The following is an 18,658-nucleotide window of genomic DNA, read 5'->3' on the forward strand; positions in this document are numbered from 1 at the left end:
TTTTTACTATTTTTTATATTCTTGTTCTGTGTCTTCTGTCTCTTCCTTTTTAGTATTTTTTTGAAGTGTATAACGGTCATTTAAGGAAACAGCACATAATAAAAGATAAAAAACTGTACCGAGTTCTATTCCGTGTTTAGTAATAAAAGTAGTATCTACAATTCCGAAAGATTTCAAAACAGCAAGTAAAATCCCAATAGAAAAAAGATACGAACCTGAAACTACAAAACGAGAATAAGCAAAACCTCTAGCACGAGTAATAACAGCCGTATAAAGAACTAAGCTAGCAGCAAAAACAGCATTGCCAACTACAATTTGAGTAAGAAGATTATAATATCCTATAAACACAATACTTGCTACAATACCCCCAATGAGAGAAGAAAATTGCATTAGTTTCTGTAAAACAGGAGCATGTTTTCGTGTAAGTAGAAAAAGCTGTGTAAAATTAAGTGCTGAAACAGTAAGAACCCCAATGCTAAAAGGCAAAGCTTGATTTCCCCAATCAGGTGCAGTTGCCCACAAATATTGAAATGCATAACCATTAAAAACGGACAAAAAAAGAGCTGCTGAAAGCACTAACATAGCATAGTATAAATAAGAACGAGTTTTGAGAAGGCTTCCAATCAGAAATCCATAAGCTGCCAAAACCATAAAAATGCCAAAAAGACCTCCAAAAATAAATTGTTCACCTAATATTTCCTCAAATAAATTACTCTCATTCCACAGCTTTACCGAAACTTGCAAACTACCTTTTGTTTTGACACGAAAATAGTACGAAACACTATCCTTCGAAACAGGAATCTTGAAAATTAGATTGTGATAATTAATATCTCTTTGATAGAATGGCAACATATCGCCACTGTGTTTAACATGCCAAGAATCAGAAATAGTATCTTTATAAAAAAGTGAAACACTATCTAATAATGGATATTCTAGTTCTAAATAAAAAATTTTATTCTCTACATGAGGAGGAATCTTGACACGAATCCATTGTGCATTTTCTTCAAAGCCAAGATTCAAATACATAGATTGGATAGGAACAAAATAAGTAGTTAGTTTTTCTATTTCATAAATAGTAAGCTCATCAAAGCTAGTTTTTGACTGTGTATTTTCTAAAAACTCTAAATGAATTCGTTCTCCTTCTTGATGTGTATGGTGCTGATAAATATCATTTTGCGCAAAAACAAGAGTCGAATTTCCTATAAAAAATAAGAAAGACAAGAGAGGAATAAAAAATAAAAATTTATATTCAAGTTTTTGCACAGTAGGAGTAAAAATAGAAATTATTTGTGTGTAGGATATTTTAAAGAAAATAGATTTTACTAAAATAGAAAAAGTAGTAGTTTTGCTATTAGCTTTACTAAAAACGCATTTTTTTCTCATAAAACAAAACGTAACTTACAAATAATTACCAAATAGCGAATAATTAAATCAGAAAAATCATTTTATAATTTTGCTTCATGTTAGAAAAAACACAAGGAATCGTTTTAGGATTTACAAGATATAGCGAAACTTCTATCATTTGCCGAATATTCACCAAAAAATTCGGCTTAAATTCTTATATCATAAATGGAGTGCGACAAAAAAGCAAAACAAGCGCACGAAAAATGGCTCTTTATCAACCTCTCACTATTTTAGATTTAGTAATTTATTACAAAGAAAATAAAGGATTATTGCGTATTTCAGATTCTTCCATTGATTATCCTTTTAGAAGCCTTCCCTTTGAACCAAAAAAATCTAGTATTGCTTTATTTTTGACAGAAATTCTTAGAAAAGCCTTACAAGAAGAAGGAGCAAATGAAGAACTGTTTAATTTTCTATTAAAAAGCATGATTTTTTTAGATGATGTAGAAACAGAATACGAAAATTTCCACATTCAATTTTTATTAAAATTAATTCCTTTTTTGGGTTTTGGAATGGATTCAGCAGAAGCATTTTTTGAATTAGAACCTCCTCAATTTGAAGTCAATAAAATGACAACTGATTATGTAAATGCACTTATGAAACTAGAATACAGCGATTATTTACCCATGAATGGAAAAATGCGTCGAATGTTCTTATATTGGATTTTGGCTTTTTACAGAAATCATTTAGAAGATTTTGGATATATTCGTTCGCTGACTGTTCTGAAAGAAATATTTGAAGAGGATTGAATCAGTAACCAGTGAGCATTAAATTTCAATGACTCTAAATTTGTATTCATTCTACCTTCTAAAATCTGACTTCTAAATTTATTTATATGACTCTGATTAAAAAGAAAAAAATAATTTATCCTATCAATGAACCGTTGCGTAAATTTTTGATAGAGTATAAAAAAGAAATTGATATTCCTGTTTCTTATTCTGACCTTACCCGTTTTACAAGTTCGATAAATTTGTACGACAAAAAAGGTGAGGATACTTTATGGCTAACTATTTTTTATGCTTCTGAAGACATGAAGGAAATTTATAACGGCTTAAAGAAAATATATGCGATGCTCAAAGCAGATGGCGACCTTTCGGTTATGGAACATTTGTATATCGATAGAGTAGATTTGTGTTCGTATGGAAATACAAAGCCATTTCGTGTCCGAATTGTAAATCAAATCAATGATAATTTTGATTATTATTATATCAAACAAGCTGATGCTTCTCGTGTGTATGGATTGGAATTGGAAGATATGATTTCGCCAAATAGAATCAATTATTTGGTTCATAATCAAACACTTATAGAAGAACATATTGCAGGAATCCCTGGGTATCAGTTTATTAGAGAAGGATTAAAAGACCCAGAACTCAATAAAATTCGTTTAGCAAAAGAGTTTGTAAAGTTTAATGAGCGTTGTTTTGTTCGTCTTTTGGGAGATATGCACTCCAATAATTTTGTGATTGATATTACACCTGATTTTGAGGAAGTACATTATCGAATCCGTGCCATAGATTTTGACCAGCAGTCTTTCGAAGGACGTAGAATTGTCTATATGCCTCAATATTTCAAAGAAAATAATCCGATTATTCAGTTGGGAATTGATATGATGACACCTGCTACCGTTCAGCAATACCAAAAAGAAGAGCGTTCGCTTATGGCACAACGAATAAAAGCATCGTTACATTCAGTAAAAGATTTATTGAAAGCGATGCGAAAAGAACCCATTTCGCCAAAAGAAAACGTAATTCAGCTTAGAGAAGAGTTAGCCGATTTTTATAAAAATGATAAGTTTTTGAAAGCAAGAAACATGGGAAGTGTTTTGCAAACTAGTTTGGAAATGCTTTTTTAGAAAAAATAATTATTAGTAACGTTACCAAAAATTATATTCTATGATTCGTATCATTTTATCCATTTTTTTTATGGCTATATCTAATTTTGCATTAGCAAATGGAGGACCTATTGATGGAAGTAGATTTAAAAAAACAGGAAATATCAGATTATTACAAAATGCTGACATTGAGCTTTTAGAAGAAAAATTATTTATAAAAGTAGTTGATGATACAACCTATATAGAAGTACATTATTTTCTAAAAAACAAAGGCAAAACTCAAAAAGTACATTATGGATTTCCGATTGACTTATATGATGGTACTTGGGGGGCAGATGATTATGGAGTTCCATTTGAGATTGTCCCTTATTATGATTTCAGAAAATATGTTCCTTATTTTGAACCTTACCTAAATGGAGAGAAAAAAGAAATTGTTTTTTGGAAACAAGAAAAAGCATATACAGCGAATATTTACAATGAAACGTATCTACACAAAAACAGTATAGAAAAAGACGTTTCTGTAGATAGGTTATGGTATGTTTTGAAGTTAGATTTTGAAAAAAATAGCATACAGGAACTAACCATAAAATATGCTGTTTTGAATAGAAAAAGAGGAAGTTATGGAGGACAAATGGGATTTGTTCCTACCACTACAAAACGATATTTTGTTTATGATTTATTTCCTTCAAGCAGTTGGTCAGACGGAATTGTGGGAAAATTTTCTTTAGAGCTTGACTTATCAGACCTCAAAAAACATGATTGCGAATATAAAATAGAAGGTTTAGAAAATCTTGATAAGAATGAAAATGAAATTTATAGTTTTGAGCAAACTAATTTTGATTTAAAAAAACGCTCTTATATTGGAGTTACTTATGATAATACTAGTCGATTTATTGTCCGTTTTTGGAAGGACCATTATGGTACAGCAGGAATAGATTCTATAGCTTCATCTGCTCCGAATACAAATTATTTGATAGATAATGACCCAAATACAGTTTGGAAAGGCAAAGAAGGAGATTGGATAAAAATTTTTACTAAAAAAAGGTTTGTTAGAGATAATCGTTATTATGTTATTCCTAATGGTGTGGTTTTTCTAAACGGAGATTATTCTTCCAAAGAGGCATTTGAAGAAAGTGGAAAAATAAAGTCAATGTATATGAAAGCTAATAACATACAAATCAAAGAACCAAACAGTTTTTTGAAAAATGATACATTACGTATTTATCGCAAATTATTGAATCTACCTCCTTCACACTATTTTTTAGAAGGCAATGATATTTATGAAGTTTTAGAAAGCCCAACTAAATATAGTTTTTTTTATTCTCGTATGTATGATGGTCTAAGTGTAAATTATAACACTTTTTTCAAAATAATAGAAATTAAATTAGTAAAATCTACTCAACCAACAAAAGAAATATCTATTTCTGATTTGTATGTTTTAGGAGAGTTGATGCATGTCAGATAAATAACTATCTCTAGTTTGATGTTAGTAACAGTAAATAAAATTTAGAAAAAAAAGTAGATATTTTTTGGTCTTTTTGACAGTCATTTCTACTTAAAAAAACTCCCCTAATCAACATTTTTCTAGTCAATTAGGGTAGTTTTGAGGACTTACTTATACGTCGTGTTCAGTAACTAATGAATTATTAAGTTGCTTATTGATGAGCTTAGACCATTTTTCAGTTAATTGAACTTCTCCATTTAATTGAGGCAAAACATCAGCATTGTAAAACTCCCATGTTTGCTCTGTTTTGGTGTTTGAAATAAAACTCAATTCCAGTTTAATAACTACTTTATAGTTACCCTTTGCATGGCTCATTGTTTTATGCGAAGTAATTACTTTACAAGTCTGAATAATATCAAGGTCAATAACTTGCGAAATTACTTTGCCTTGTTCTTCCTTATAGAAAAAGACACTTTTCTCTATATTATCTATTCCAATGACAAAATTTCTACCTACTTCGTACTCATTTATCTGACAATTTTGTTGTTGAGCTATCTTTTTTAAAGGTTCTAACAACTTATTTTCTTTCTTTTTTCGGCTTCTATAATCCAAAATAAAAGGCAATATACAAGCAAGTAATGAAAAAACACCAATCGCAATAGTTCCAAAATCTAATTCCATATTTTTAGTTTATTTAAAATCCATAAATTATTAGATTAGGTCAAGGTATATTGAAGTTGTTTTTTTGTACTCAAAACTATTGTCAAAGTCTGATTACAGACTATTGACAAAGTTTAAAAAACTTCAATAGAACAAAACCCAATAAGTTAAAGGTTAAAGTCAGTTTATTAAAAAATGACTTTGAGAACTTAAAAAAATGAACTACCAAAAATAATGGAAGGGAAAAATAATATCTTTTTTCCGATGGTGAATCAGAAAATTTATAGAGAAACTGGTATATTGAGAAAACTCAGTTTCAAGAAGTTGTTCTGTTGCCTTGCTGATTACCCAAAGTTGATGCAATAGGTTTTTTAAGCTCAAAACAGAAAAAGTAGTGATGCTATCTACTGAAGTTGTCGATTCTGGAGCATAACTAAAAGCATAATTTGTCGAAATACTTGAAAAATACTTTTCTCGTTCAGTTGTTTTTTTGCTCTGAACATTGTACTCAATAGTAGAAGTAGCAACAAACCCAAGTACAAAGCTGTAAAGGATTGCTAAAAATGTTGCCCCTAAAATTCTATACTTATTTTTCATTTTATACAAGCATAAAGCACAAGGAAACAAATTTTGAAAAAATACAAATCAATCATTCTTTTCAGAACTTCAAAACTTCAAAGACATCATAAATACGCTGCAAATGTAGAAAATGTTTTGAACAAAAAAACTTTTAAATCACGAAAAAAAAGGAAAAATATTTTTACACGTTTAGATTGATTTTTTTAGAAAAAAACTACCCTAATCAACATTTTATATAGTCAATTAGGGTAGTTTTGAGAACTTAATTACAGTTGCTCAATAATTAATGCGCTATTGAATTACTTATTGATGAGCTTACACTATTTTTGAATTAATTCAATTTATCTATGAAGTCATCTTGCCATTTTTGGTGTGTCACCAATGGCATAAACTCAAAAACTAAATAAACTATTATTACTTTATTATACTTATCAAAAATTAATTTTGATTTTTATTATTTGCTTGTTTTTCATTCTCGTTCTGTTTCTGTTCTTTGCCATTTTCTTTATTTTCATCATTGAGTGTAAAAACTTCATTGAGCTTTTCGCCTCCACGTATTCCAAAATCCAATGTACGAATAGGAAATGGAATCATGATATCATTTGCATCAAAGGCTTCTTTTATGGCAGTTGCAACTTCTACTTCAGCTATTTTATATGATTTTTCATCACTTTTATCAATAAAAAAACGAGCTATAAAATTGATAGAACTATCTCCAAAACCATCAAAATCAATTCTAACATCAGCGTGAGAGGTACTTACTTCTTTTACAGCTTTTACAGTGTTATATAAAAGTTTTCTGACTTCCTTCATATTGTCTCCATACGATACTCCTACAGAAAGATTAATTCTTCTATATTTTGTTTCGTTATAATTGACTAATGGATTTTGAAAAACTTCTTTTGAAGGGATAATAATATAACGTCCATTAAAATCTTCAATATCAATCGCTCTCAAACCAATTCTCTTTACAATTCCTGTATAATCATTTGTTTCTACCAAGTCTCCAACACGCAATGGTTTTTGAATTGTGATAAAAACACCTGAAACAAAATTAGTAGCCAAATCTTGAAAAGCAAAACTAAGCGCAAGACCAATTACACCAGCACCAGCCAAAAGTGAAGTAACTGTTTTATCAAGATTAAGAACGCCCAAAGCAAAGAACATTCCTACTAAAATAATAATTGTAAATAAAATCTGTGAGGCTAAATCAAGTAAATTTTTATTATCTACCCATTTTGAAAGTACTTTATTGATTAATGATTTTGCCCCTTTAGCTAAAAAATAAAAAGCCAATAAAACAACAATTGCCAATATAAAATTTGGAAGTGCAGCAGCAAGAGCTTCAAACCAACCTATAAGTTTATCAACAAGTGTGTTATAACCTTTTGTCAATAAATCAATTTGTCCTTTTGCAGTTGTAGCTGTTGTATCTTGAACTTGTAATAAAAATTGTAAGAGCATAAAGTAATAGGGTAAGATTAAAAAATGAATGAACAGTTAAATTATGAAAATATATTTTACAGTTTATAAAGGGTTTTTGAAGTAAATTGTTTTACATCTATGTTATATCGTAATTTTGATATGAATAATCACAAAGAAAATAGAGTTGATTTCCCCTTAAATTTTTTAAATAAAAGGCTTTTTTATCTAAAAAAGCTAAAAGGATAAATTTTAAAGAATTAAATACTATTAAATTGCAGTTAAAATAGAGTAAAAGGATTGCATTTGCTACCTTTGCACCGTCTTTTTGATGTATTTTTACATACTCAAACTCACACAACAAAAGAAATTATCTTTTTCCTTTCTGATTTATCTATTTTACAGTTTTATGCGTTTTAGAATTTTATTTATTTTCTGTTGCCTTCTTGCCTTATTTTTTGGCTCATCAGCTTATGGTCAAGATATAAAACCTCTTACTATCTCATTGGATAGCTTAAACAAACTCAATGAATTGAAACAACAAGCTGCTCTTGATTCTATTGACTTAGAAGAAAGTGATACAGTAAATCGTCCTGCTGCAAGTGGAGACTTTACCGATATTGTAACTTATTCGGCTACTGATTCGATAAAATATGACTTCAAAACCCAAAAAATTATTCTTTATACAAAATCTGAAATTGATTATACCAACATTAATTTAAAATCAGATAATATTACTTTAGACTGGAATACAAACGAACTGACAGCCATAGGATTAAAAGATTCATTGGGAGGTTTAACCGAAACACCTATTTTCAAACAAGGAGATGACGAATATAAAGCAAAAAAAATAAGGTATAATTTTGTGAGCGAAAGAGCTATTGTAACTGATATTGTAAAAAAAGAAGGAGAAGGTTTCTTGCTTTTAGAAACTGGAAAGCGTGATGCTGAAGGTAATTTTAATGGCGTTGAAGGCTCGTATACAACCTGTACTAATACTTCTCATCCTCACTTTCGTATTCGTTCGAAAAAATTAAAGGTGATAGAAAACAAACAAATCATTACAGGTCCTTTTCAGCTAGAAATAATGGATATTCCAACGCCAGTTGGTTTTCCATTTGGACTTTTACCTATTCCAAAAACTCGTAGTTCGGGAATAATTATTCCTAGTTATGGAGAAACACAAGAGCGTGGTTTTTATTTGAGAGATGGTGGATATTATTGGGCCATTAGCGACCATATTGACCTTACTTTCTTGGGAGAAGCCTATTCAAAGGGTGTTTATGGTGCTTCTCTTCGTAGTCGTTATGCAAAACGCTATTATTATACTGGTAATTTTGACTTTAGAATGAATACTATTAGAGCGCAAGAACGAGGAATTGATGAGAGTAGTAGTAATGATTTTCGTCTTACTTGGTCACACAATCCAAAATCAAGAGGTTCTTCTTCTTTTTCTGCTAATGTCAATATTATGACTTCTCAATTTAATGAGCGAAACTCATTTAACCCAAATGATTATACACAGGCTTCTGTAAATTCAGGCATCAACTATAATAAAACATTTACAGGAACACCGTTTGTATTTTCAGGAAGTCTAAGACATGACCAAAACTTACAGTCCAAGATTACAAATGTTTCGCCACAAGCTAACTTAAGTATGAATCGTATTTTTCCACTTCGAAAGTTGGTCAAAAACTCTCAATCTCCATTAGCTCAACTTGGTTTTTCTTATCGTTTGGATGGGCAAGCAAAGATTTCTAATTTACTTACAAACAATATAAAAGGCAATTTCAAAATTCCTTCAGACCAACGTAAAGCATCTGATACTCTTGCTTTTGATATGGATAATTTGCCTGAAATACTAGATAATTTGCAATGGGGATTAAAACATTCAGTTCCTCTTTCTACTTCGGTTACTTTTCTACGTTATTTCAAAATGAATCCTAGTGCTAACTTTACTCAAGTTATTTATGGAAGTCGCAATTCCTATGAATGGACACAAAAAGATACTGTCAGAACAATTGTTAATCAAGGAATTTCACAGTTTTATTCTTACAATGCCTCAGTAGATTTCACAACTACTTTTTACTCTACTTTTTTATTTAAAAGTCAAAAGTTTAAAGCATTGCGTCACACTATGATTCCAACTATTTCACTGAGTTATCAACCTGATTTTAGCGACCCTCGTTTTGGTTTTTATCAAGAGGTACAAGTAAGTGAAGATGGACGTACACAGCGTATTGCTCGTATGACTGGTCTTTATGGCTCTCCTTCAACTGGAGAATCTGGAACAGTTTCTTTTTCATTGCGTAATACTTTAGAAGCAAAAGTAGAAACCAAAGAAGGAAAAGATGAAAAACGTAAGTTATTAGATAGCTTTGACTTTTCATCGTCTTATAATTTAGCAGCAGATTCTTTTAATTTAGGTAACATCAATGTCAATCTAAGAACATCGTTATTCAAAAACAAGATTGGTATCAATGTTAGAGGTGCAATTGATCCTTATACCTATCAAGCTTTAACGAGAGATACACTAACCAATTTAGTCTTGACACAAAGAAAAATAGATAGCTATGCTTGGACAGAAGGCGCAAGTATAGGAACACTGAGTACATTAGCTATTTCTTTGAATACTTCTTTATCAGCAGATGGTTTTAAGAGTGATAATGAAGAGGAGGCAAGTAGTCAGGCTATTTCGCAAGCCGATTTAGATTTTATTAATCAGAATAGAAATTTGTATGTAGATTTTGATGTCCCTTGGACAATAAGTGTAAGTTATAATTGGAATTATTCTCGTACAGGATTGATAGAAGGAAATGCCAGCCAAAACTTATCTTTTAATGGAGATGTGAGTGTTACACCAAAATGGAAGGTAGCCTATAATGCTAGTTATGATTTAGAACTCAATACATTTTCAGATGCTACTTTTAATATTCATAGAGATTTACATTGCTGGGAGCTTCGTGTAAGTTGGACACCAGTTGGTTTCCGTCGTGGTTACTCTCTTGATTTGCGTGTAAAATCTAGTTTATTACAGGATTTGAAACTTAACCGTAGAAATAACTGGAGAGATAGACGCTAAAACCAATTTAAAAGTCTGATTTTAGAAGGTAGAATTGATGAAGTTACTATACATCAGAAAGCAATTTAGATGTAAATGCAATGAGAAATCACAAAATTGAAATTAATGAAAACCTTCTTTTTAAAACAAAAGTTATTAATACCTTGTAACATAAGTTTGTTTGTATTTTACTGACAATGGCAGAATTATAAATTGAACAGGGTTTTAACCCTGTTTTACGCAAAATAATTTATGTTACATGGTATTTCTAGTAATTTCAAAAATGAAATTGCATTTCAATTCAGAACTCACAATTTATAACTCACAACTTATCTGATGTTATCTCTTTGGCAAATTATCTGCGTTAGTATTCTTACAGCTATTTTTATGGAAGGTGTGGCTTGGTTTACACACAAATATATTATGCACGGTTTTTTGTGGTTTTTACACAAATCTCATCATACCAATCATAATCATACTCTAGAAGTAAATGATATTTTTGCTGTTATTTTTTCAGTTCAATCTATGGTAATGATTATTGTAGGAATTACCTATCCCAAATGGAATATTTTATTAGCTTTGGGAATAGGAATTTCACTTTATGGAATAATGTACGCTATTTTTCATGACATTTTGACACATAACAGAATTCCGTTTATAAAAATTAAAGTCAAAAGCGCATATCTCAAGCGCATTGTTAGGGCGCATGGTGTTCATCATCGTTCTCATAAAAAAAATGACTCAGAAGCATACGGTTTTTTGTATGCGCCAAAAAAATATGATAAAAACAACTAATTTTACTGCTTATTTTTTACTCAAAGTCCAGTCTTTAGCTTTTTCAAGAGTAGAGAAATAACTTAGTTGATAAGGATAGTTCATCATATCAGTTGCTTTTAGAGCTGTCTTAATTCCCATTCTATGTATAGGATTAGGAGGGGGAATCATAGCTATTATTATTTCTTGATTTAATTCTCTAAAACATTTTGGTAAAAAAACAGAAACTTGCCATATTCTAGCTTGTAAAGAGTCATATTCAAACTCTGATAAATCATAAATCCAATACCTACAATTATATTCTTTAGCAGCTTTAAGAATATCAAAAAAATAATTTTTGTATCCTTCAAAATTCATATTTCCTTTCATGGTAAGTAAAAGAAAATCATTTTCATTGTCATAATCGATAGTGCTTAGGTTTGAAAAGGGGAACATGTACATAAATTTTTATTAATTCTTTAATCTAAGGGGATATTTTTTCATTTAAAGAAATAAGATTGCAAATTTAGGTACATTTTGAAGATATAAATAAACTTACATAGTTAATTAAATTAATCATGTAAATTAATTAACTATTTTTTACGTGAAAAACACAAATAATTTACTAAATTAATCATTCTATTGCACAAATAATTTAGTAACTCACAGCACAATATTTTGAATTAATTTAAAAAAGCAAAATTTTATTTCATATTAATAACTACAAGTAATTTTTATTATAAATAATTAAATTATATACCACTTAAATACAATTTTTACTTACAAGAGAACTGTTTATGTTGATTTTGTTAGCTCATTCTACACTTTCGTACTCTTGAGGTTTGTACTTTACACGTCCAAAATTCTTTGTAATCAATTCTGTATCAACTATTTTTCCACTTTGAAACTTTAATATTTTATTTCTCCATATTTCATTTGTTCTAAAAAAGTCTCCTTTTTGCTCTAAAAACTTATGATTTTTCTCAAAGACATGATAAGCAAAATCTAATTCTTCATTAATTCGTATTTCACCTTCTAAAAGTTTATCAGTTAGCCAAAGATTGATTTGAAAGGTATAATCTGTCGTATTAGTAAGCTGGAAATCTAGGTAATTATAAAAAACAGTTGCACCACTTGCAAAAGGTAACACACGCCCATCATCAGGAAACGGATCAAAACTGTGATGATGTCTTTCATTTATTGTAAGAGGAGAATGCAAAGCCAACCAATGCAATAAATTTGAGCTTTGACAAATTCCACCTCCAATTCCTGTTTTTGCTTCGCCAAAAGAGAGTTCCATTCCCAATTTATAGCCTTTCTTTTTGGTTGGTAATCCTACTGTTTTACAAAAAGAAAAAGTTTCATTGGGTTTTATGAGTGTTCCATTGATTTTTTCTACAACAATTTCTAAATTTTTTACTTTATTATATTGTAACTGCATATCTGAGTCGCCTAGTTTTTTAAGTAACTTAGATTGATGCTTTTTCACTCTGAAAGCTAATTTTTCACTTTGCTTTTCTTGAGTATATATTTTCGAATCTACTAACCAACTTATTTGTCTTCGTATTCTTTTTTCCCAAACTGATATAAAATATAAAACTGGATGATATTGAGATAAAAGTTTGCGCTGTTTTGTCATTATTTATTGCTTTTTTTGTATTATAATATAATAGCTTTTGAGGCTATAAATTTACTAATTTTGTTTCTTAGAAAATAACTCTTTATTTTCGTAGGTTAATTTTAATTCTATCCTAATAATTTTCATTTTTTCCACTTTTTAAAATGATAGCAATCGTTGGCGCAGGTATTTCAGGACTTTCATTAGCTTGGCATTTACATCAAAAAAATATCCCTTATCAAATTTTTGAATCTAGCAACGAAGTAGGAGGGTATTTGAAAACTATACAGATGGGAAAAAATAAAGCCTATTTGCTTGAAAGAGGAGCAAACTCGTTGCTTATGGATGATGAAATTTTTGAGTTTATCAAAAATTCAGGTTTTGCAAACGAACTTGTTTATGCAAATAAAGTAAGTAAAAGCCGCTTTATTGTGCGTGATGGAAAACCAAAAAAATTACCTACTTCTCCACAAGGATTGTTATTTGGCTCTTTTTTTTCTACAAAGACAAAAGCTAAAATTTTTAAAGAACTATCCTATAAAAAAGAGGAATTAGATGAAAAAACAACAGTAGGCGAATTTTTAGAAAATCATTTTGGAAAAGAAGTTGTCGATTATGCTGTCAGTCCTTTTGTAACAGGTATTTATGCAGCTGATGCTTATCAACTTTTGCTCAAATATACTTTTCCTCAACTAACAGAATATGCTCAAAACCACGGTTCAGTATTGAAAGGATTCATAAAAAATAAATCTGGAAGCAGAAAACAATCCGTTTCTTTCAAAAATGGAATGCAATCATTGGCAAAACATATAGCTAAGAATCTGAATGTTCAACTCAATCATACTGTTGTTTCAATCAAAAATAGTGATTTTATAGAACGCAGAAATAGACGTTGGGTTTTAGAAATAGAAAGCGAAAAAAGAGGGAAAAGAGAAATTGAAAGTCTAGAATTTGATAAAGTTTTTATAACGACTCCTCCCTCAATAACAGCTAATTTGTTAGAACCTCATTTTGAAAAACTTGCTCTTACTATTAGAGATATTCATTATCCGACTATGTGTTTGATTCATAGTATTTTCAAAAAAGAAGATGTAGATTTTGATTTAGATGGTTTTGGAGCTTTACATCCAAAAGTAGAAGACCTTTTTTCGGCAGGAACAATTTGGAGTAGTAGTGTTTTTGAGGGGCGTGCGCCCAAAGATGAAGTTTTATTTACTGGTTTTGTGGGGGGAAGACAGTGGCAAGAAAATGCAGAATTACCCAAACAGGAAATTTTGAAACTACATACAGAAGAATTAAAACAGATTTATGGAATAAAAAATGACCCTATTATTCAGCAATTTACACGCTGGGATAAATCTGTACCACAATATGATGAACAGCTTTTAAAAGTAGAAAAACAACTAAAACGACTCAAAAAATCAGATATTTATATTTGTGCAAACTGGTTTGGAGGTGTTTCGGTAAGTGATTGTATTAAAAAAGGAAGAGATTTAGCATTACAATTTATTGCAGATTCTACCATATAGCATTTTACATTAGATTTTGAATCCCATTACTAAAATATCGTCAATTTGGGGAGCTTGAGCAATTTCTTTCCATTTAGAAAGTGTCGTTTCTAAAATATTATTTTGTTCTTGAAAAGGTAATTTGTGAATGGTTTGCAAAAGGTTTTTAAGATTTTTTCGCATAAATTTTTTATTACTTTCTCCTCCAAACTGATCTTGATATCCATCAGAATACATATAATAAGAAGTTTGATTATCAATTTCTATTATTTTATCTTCAAAATTAATTCCTTCTGTTTTGATAGAACCTCCAATACTAAATCGGCTTCCTTTATGTTCCGTAATTTCCTCATTTTTTATACTTATGAGTGGATTTTTAGCTCCTGAAAAATAGATTTTGTTTTCCATTTTATTAATCACACAAAGAGAAATATCCATTCCATCACGATTTCCTGTTTCTTTTTGTTTTAGTGTAGATACTATTTCCTCGTGTAAATTCATCAAAATTTCAGAGGGTAAAATCATTTGTTTTTCTACAATGCTTTCTCTCAAAAGATTTGTTCCAATCATTGCCATTAAAGACCCTGGAACGCCATGTCCAGTACAGTCAGCCACAGCTAAAAAAATATGTTTTGGATTCTTAAAGAAAAAATAAAAATCTCCACTTACTACATCTTTGGGCAAATAAAGTGTAAAAGAATCTGTAAAAGCTGATTGAATAGAACTTTGGGAAGGTAAAATAGCATCTTGAATACGTTTAGCATAATTTATACTGGCTGTAATATCTTGATTTTTGGATTCAATTTCTGTTTTTTGTTTTTCAACAGTTTCAATGTTTATAGATAATTCTTCATTGATTTGTGCTAATTCTTCATTACTTTCATTGAGTTTTAAGGTGCGTTCATTTACTTTTTCTTCTAATTCTTGAGTTGTTCTTTGTTCTAATGCCAATGCTTTTTTGGTAGCAATTTCTTTTTCTCTCTTCATAATTCGGTAGCGTTCTGCAAGTGCAATTGAAAGCAAAACCACTTCTAAAGCTGAACCTATTTCAGCACCATGTGTCGTCCAAAAATTAATAGGTAATGAACCACTATTTCGGAGTGTAATCATTAACCCTCCTGTTGTGTATCCTATCCAAGCAAAAGTATAGATATAAGCCACTTTATTTCCTTTTACCCAACAATAAATACCGACAACTAACAAAGAAAAAGAATGTAATTTGACTATATTATTGATAGAAGAACTATATCCTGAAAAATCTAAGATAAGAGCTACAAAAGCAAGTACAAAAATGAATAGAAAATACCTGTAAAATAGCACACTATATTTTTTAACTTCTAAAAACTTGAGTACAAATAAGCCTGTCGCATAAACGATTCCTATCATAGCAAGACGCACTAAATAGACATTTACTTCTGGATAATTAGGATAAATATACTTAAACAAATAACCACTCACTCCACCAAATATAAGAAAAGTAAATACAATAGAAGCTACGTAATATAAATAACTTATATCTCTAACCATTATGAAAATAATTAGATTATACAAACAAATAACTAACAAGATTCCAAAATAGATACCATATCCAATATGATTATCTTGGCTTTGTTGGATTGCTTGCTTCTGTTTGGTAATAGAAATGGGGAAAAGAACAGGATTGGTAGACTGAGTTCGCAAATAATAAATTCCACTCTGATTTTGAGAAAGATATAAAGGAAATACGAAACCGTTAGATTCTAAATTAGTACGGGTATTATAAGGGTAATGCCAACCTGTCTGTATAATTTTCCTTTTAGAATTAGAAGTGTTATTCTCTACTTTAGTATCAGATTTAATAACTGGCTCATAAAAATAAATACTATCAATATAAGGTAAGTCCAATATAAGATTCCAATCTTCTTGTTTACTTTGATTTTCTATTTCTATTTTGAGCCAAATTACTTTAGAATTATAACCCAAATTGAGATGTTCAGCAGGATTTTGAAGCCATTTTTGATTAAAACTTTGACTTGACACCTCCTGTATTGTATAGTTTTCATTCTGTCCTTCAACATAATACGAAAGTGAACTTGCTAGGCTAGAAATTTCTTTTTCATCTTCTAAAACTATTGTTTGAGCAAAAATAGTTGTCGGAACACAACAGAAAAAAATAGGTAAAAAGAATAAAAATATTTTATAAAAACTGGAAAGATAAAATTTCATTTTTTTATAGTAGTAAGTATAGCATAAATATACTAAATATTATCTTTATTTTAGAAATAATTTTATTTAAGTTATAAAAGCAACCTAAAATACATTTTTCTCATCTAGTTTCTAAATTAGTAATTCTAATTACTTTTTTAATTGTTGGAACAAAAAAAGCAACCTCTTTTAGAAGTTGCTTTTTTTATGAGTTGTAAGTTATAAATGCCTATACAGCTAATCCTGCGCCTTCTTTTATTTCGTTCACAACTTCTGGGTCAAGAAGTGTAGAAGTATCTCCCAAATTAGAAACATCTCCTTCTGCAATTTTCCTCAAAATTCTACGCATAATTTTTCCAGAACGAGTTTTTGGAAGTCCAGAAACGATTTGAATTTTTTCAGGTTTGGCAATCGCTCCAATTTCTTGCGAAACTGTTTTCAAAATTTCATTTTGAAGTTCTTCATGAGATTTACTAGAATTTATATCACAAATCACAAAAGCATAAATTCCTTGTCCTTTTATGTCATGAGGATAACCCACAACTGCTGATTCAATGACATCTTCGTGTTGATTGATGGCATCTTCTACTTCTGCCGTTCCCATTCTATGTCCAGAAACATTGATTACATCATCTACCCTTCCCAAAATTCTGTACATTCCGTCGTGGTCTCTTTTACAACCATCTCCTGTGAAATAATAACCTCTGTAAGTAGAAAAATAAGTTTGTTTACAGCGTTCGTGGTCGCCATAAGTGGTTCTCAAAATGCTAGGCCAAGGATATTTTATACATAAATTTCCTTCTACGTTATTTCCTTCAATTTCATTTCCTTCTGAATCTAATAAAACAGGCTGAATACCTGGAAGTGGAAGTGTTGCACAAGTCGGTTTGTTTGGTGTTACTCCTGCCATGTTAGAAATCATCATTCCACCTGTTTCAGTTTGCCACCACGTATCTACAATCGGACAATTTCCCTTTCCAATATGCTGATGATACCAATGCCACGCTTCTTCATTGATAGGTTCGCCAACTGTCCCCAAAACACGCAAAGAAGACAAATCATATTTATTGACAAATTCAAGCCCTTTTGCTTGTAGTGCACGAATAGCTGTTGGAGCAGTATAAAAAATAGAAACTTTATATTTATCTACAATTTCCCAAAAACGACCTGCATCTGGAAAAGTAGGCGTTCCTTCAAACATCATTGTGGTTGAGCCAGCCAAAAGAGGTGCATAAACAATATAGGAATGACCAGTAATCCAACCAATGTCAGCTGTACACCAATAAACATCATCGTCTTGAAGCTGAAAAACATTCTCAAAACTGTATTTTGCATAAACCATATAGCCACCTGCATGATGAACAACTCCTTTTGGTTTTCCTGTCGAACCTGAAGTATAAAGAATAAATAAAGGATCTTCGGCATCAATAATAGTTGCAGGACAAAATGGGTCAGCTTTTTCTGTTTGTTCGTGCCACCAAATATCTCTACCTTCTTTCATAGTTACATCTGAATTGGTGCGTTTCAAAACAATTTGCTTTTCGATAGAAGGACAGGTTGAAAGAGCTTCATCTACTACATTTTTTACTTCAAATACTCTATTTCCTCTGAAATTTCCATCCGAACTCAAAACTATTTTTGCTTGTGCATCATTAATTCTATCAGCCAAAGCAGAAGAAGAAAATCCTGCAAAAACAACTGAATGAACAGCACCCAAACGAGCGCAAGCCAAAACACCAATTGCTAACTCTGGCACCATTGGCATATATAAAACTACTCTATCTCCTTTTTCAACTCCATTATTTTTCAAAACATTGGCAAACTGACATACTTTTTCGTGTAACTGTTTATAAGTAAATTCTATCTCGTCTTCATCTGGACTATTTGGTTCCCATATTAAGGCTACTTTATCGCCCTTTGTGAGTAAATGTCTGTCTAAGCAATTTTCCGTAATATTGAATTTTGCACCTTCAAACCATTTTACATAATAATCTTCAAAACTATAATCCAAAACTTTGTCCCAGCGTTTGTGCCAAGAAAAAGTTTCTGCTACATCTTCCCAAAAACGTTCAGGATTTTCTACACTTTTGCGATAGGCTGTGCTATAATCTTCTAATGTTCTAATTCTCATGATTGTGTGTGGTTTATATTGCACAGATTTCTAGTCTGTGAGTTGAAATTATTTTTTACTTTA

At 30.4% G+C, this 18,658-nt stretch carries 14 protein-coding genes; 6 read left to right on the forward strand and 8 right to left on the reverse strand.

The window, feature by feature from the left end:
- Positions 1-6: 6 nt before the first annotated feature.
- Complete coding sequence (locus V9L05_RS00660; RefSeq protein ID WP_338813969.1) at positions 7-1,263, reverse strand: 7TM diverse intracellular signaling domain-containing protein; 1,257 nt, start codon at positions 1,261-1,263, stop codon at positions 7-9.
- 197 nt (positions 1,264-1,460) lie between these two features.
- Between V9L05_RS00660 and recO the strand changes: the two genes are divergently transcribed.
- The 3 genes from recO to V9L05_RS00675 all read left to right on the forward strand — a co-directional run bounded on the left by recO (position 1,461) and on the right by V9L05_RS00675 (position 4,700).
- Positions 1,461-2,153: a DNA repair protein RecO gene (recO, locus tag V9L05_RS00665; RefSeq protein WP_338813970.1), complete on the forward strand. Its 693-nt coding sequence runs from the start codon at positions 1,461-1,463 to the stop codon at positions 2,151-2,153.
- Between the two features lie 86 nt (positions 2,154-2,239).
- A complete protein-coding gene (locus V9L05_RS00670) occupies positions 2,240-3,256 on the forward strand; it encodes a hypothetical protein (protein WP_338813971.1) in 1,017 nt (338 codons plus the stop codon).
- Between the two features lie 40 nt (positions 3,257-3,296).
- Positions 3,297-4,700, forward strand: coding sequence for a hypothetical protein (locus tag V9L05_RS00675; protein ID WP_338813972.1), 1,404 nt, complete (start codon positions 3,297-3,299; stop codon positions 4,698-4,700).
- A 150-nt stretch (positions 4,701-4,850) separates the two neighbouring features.
- Here the strand turns inward: V9L05_RS00675 and V9L05_RS00680 are convergent, their stop codons facing one another.
- The 3 genes from V9L05_RS00680 to V9L05_RS00690 form a co-directional block, all read right to left on the reverse strand.
- Complete coding sequence (locus tag V9L05_RS00680) at positions 4,851-5,360, reverse strand: hypothetical protein (protein WP_338813973.1); 510 nt, start codon at positions 5,358-5,360, stop codon at positions 4,851-4,853.
- Between the two features lie 201 nt (positions 5,361-5,561).
- On the reverse strand, positions 5,562-5,936 hold the full coding sequence (locus tag V9L05_RS00685) for a hypothetical protein (protein WP_338813974.1): 375 nt from the start codon (positions 5,934-5,936) through the stop codon (positions 5,562-5,564).
- A gap of 420 nt (positions 5,937-6,356) precedes the next feature.
- On the reverse strand, positions 6,357-7,382 hold the full coding sequence (locus V9L05_RS00690) for a mechanosensitive ion channel (protein ID WP_338791336.1): 1,026 nt from the start codon (positions 7,380-7,382) through the stop codon (positions 6,357-6,359).
- Between the two features lie 367 nt (positions 7,383-7,749).
- Between V9L05_RS00690 and V9L05_RS00695 the strand changes: the two genes are divergently transcribed.
- Both V9L05_RS00695 and V9L05_RS00700 read left to right on the forward strand, forming a co-directional pair.
- Positions 7,750-10,422: a putative LPS assembly protein LptD gene (locus V9L05_RS00695; RefSeq protein ID WP_338813975.1), complete on the forward strand. Its 2,673-nt coding sequence runs from the start codon at positions 7,750-7,752 to the stop codon at positions 10,420-10,422.
- 315 nt (positions 10,423-10,737) lie between these two features.
- Complete coding sequence (locus V9L05_RS00700) at positions 10,738-11,196, forward strand: beta-carotene hydroxylase (RefSeq protein WP_338813976.1); 459 nt, start codon at positions 10,738-10,740, stop codon at positions 11,194-11,196.
- A 9-nt stretch (positions 11,197-11,205) separates the two neighbouring features.
- Here the strand turns inward: V9L05_RS00700 and V9L05_RS00705 are convergent, their stop codons facing one another.
- Together V9L05_RS00705 and V9L05_RS00710 are read right to left on the reverse strand one after the other, a co-directional pair.
- Positions 11,206-11,610, reverse strand: a complete 405-nt coding sequence (locus V9L05_RS00705) for a hypothetical protein (protein WP_338813977.1) — start codon at positions 11,608-11,610, stop codon at positions 11,206-11,208.
- Positions 11,611-11,968: 358 nt separating this feature from the next.
- On the reverse strand, positions 11,969-12,793 hold the full coding sequence (locus V9L05_RS00710; RefSeq protein WP_338813978.1) for a VanW family protein: 825 nt from the start codon (positions 12,791-12,793) through the stop codon (positions 11,969-11,971).
- Positions 12,794-12,936: 143 nt separating this feature from the next.
- Here V9L05_RS00710 and hemG point away from each other — a divergent pair, with 143 nt between their 5' ends.
- Positions 12,937-14,301, forward strand: a complete 1,365-nt coding sequence (gene hemG / locus V9L05_RS00715) for a protoporphyrinogen oxidase (protein ID WP_338813979.1) — start codon at positions 12,937-12,939, stop codon at positions 14,299-14,301.
- 9 nt (positions 14,302-14,310) lie between these two features.
- Here hemG and V9L05_RS00720 read toward each other — a convergent pair whose 3' ends face one another.
- Positions 14,311-16,485: a 7TM diverse intracellular signaling domain-containing protein gene (locus tag V9L05_RS00720; protein WP_338813980.1), complete on the reverse strand. Its 2,175-nt coding sequence runs from the start codon at positions 16,483-16,485 to the stop codon at positions 14,311-14,313.
- A gap of 208 nt (positions 16,486-16,693) precedes the next feature.
- A complete protein-coding gene (gene acs, locus V9L05_RS00725; protein WP_338813981.1) occupies positions 16,694-18,595 on the reverse strand; it encodes an acetate--CoA ligase in 1,902 nt (633 codons plus the stop codon).
- Positions 18,596-18,658: the final 63 nt, after the last annotated feature.

Origin of the sequence: Bernardetia sp. Wsw4-3y2, assembly GCF_037126295.1 — a bacterium.
Lineage (GTDB): Bacteria > Bacteroidota > Bacteroidia > Cytophagales > Bernardetiaceae > Bernardetia.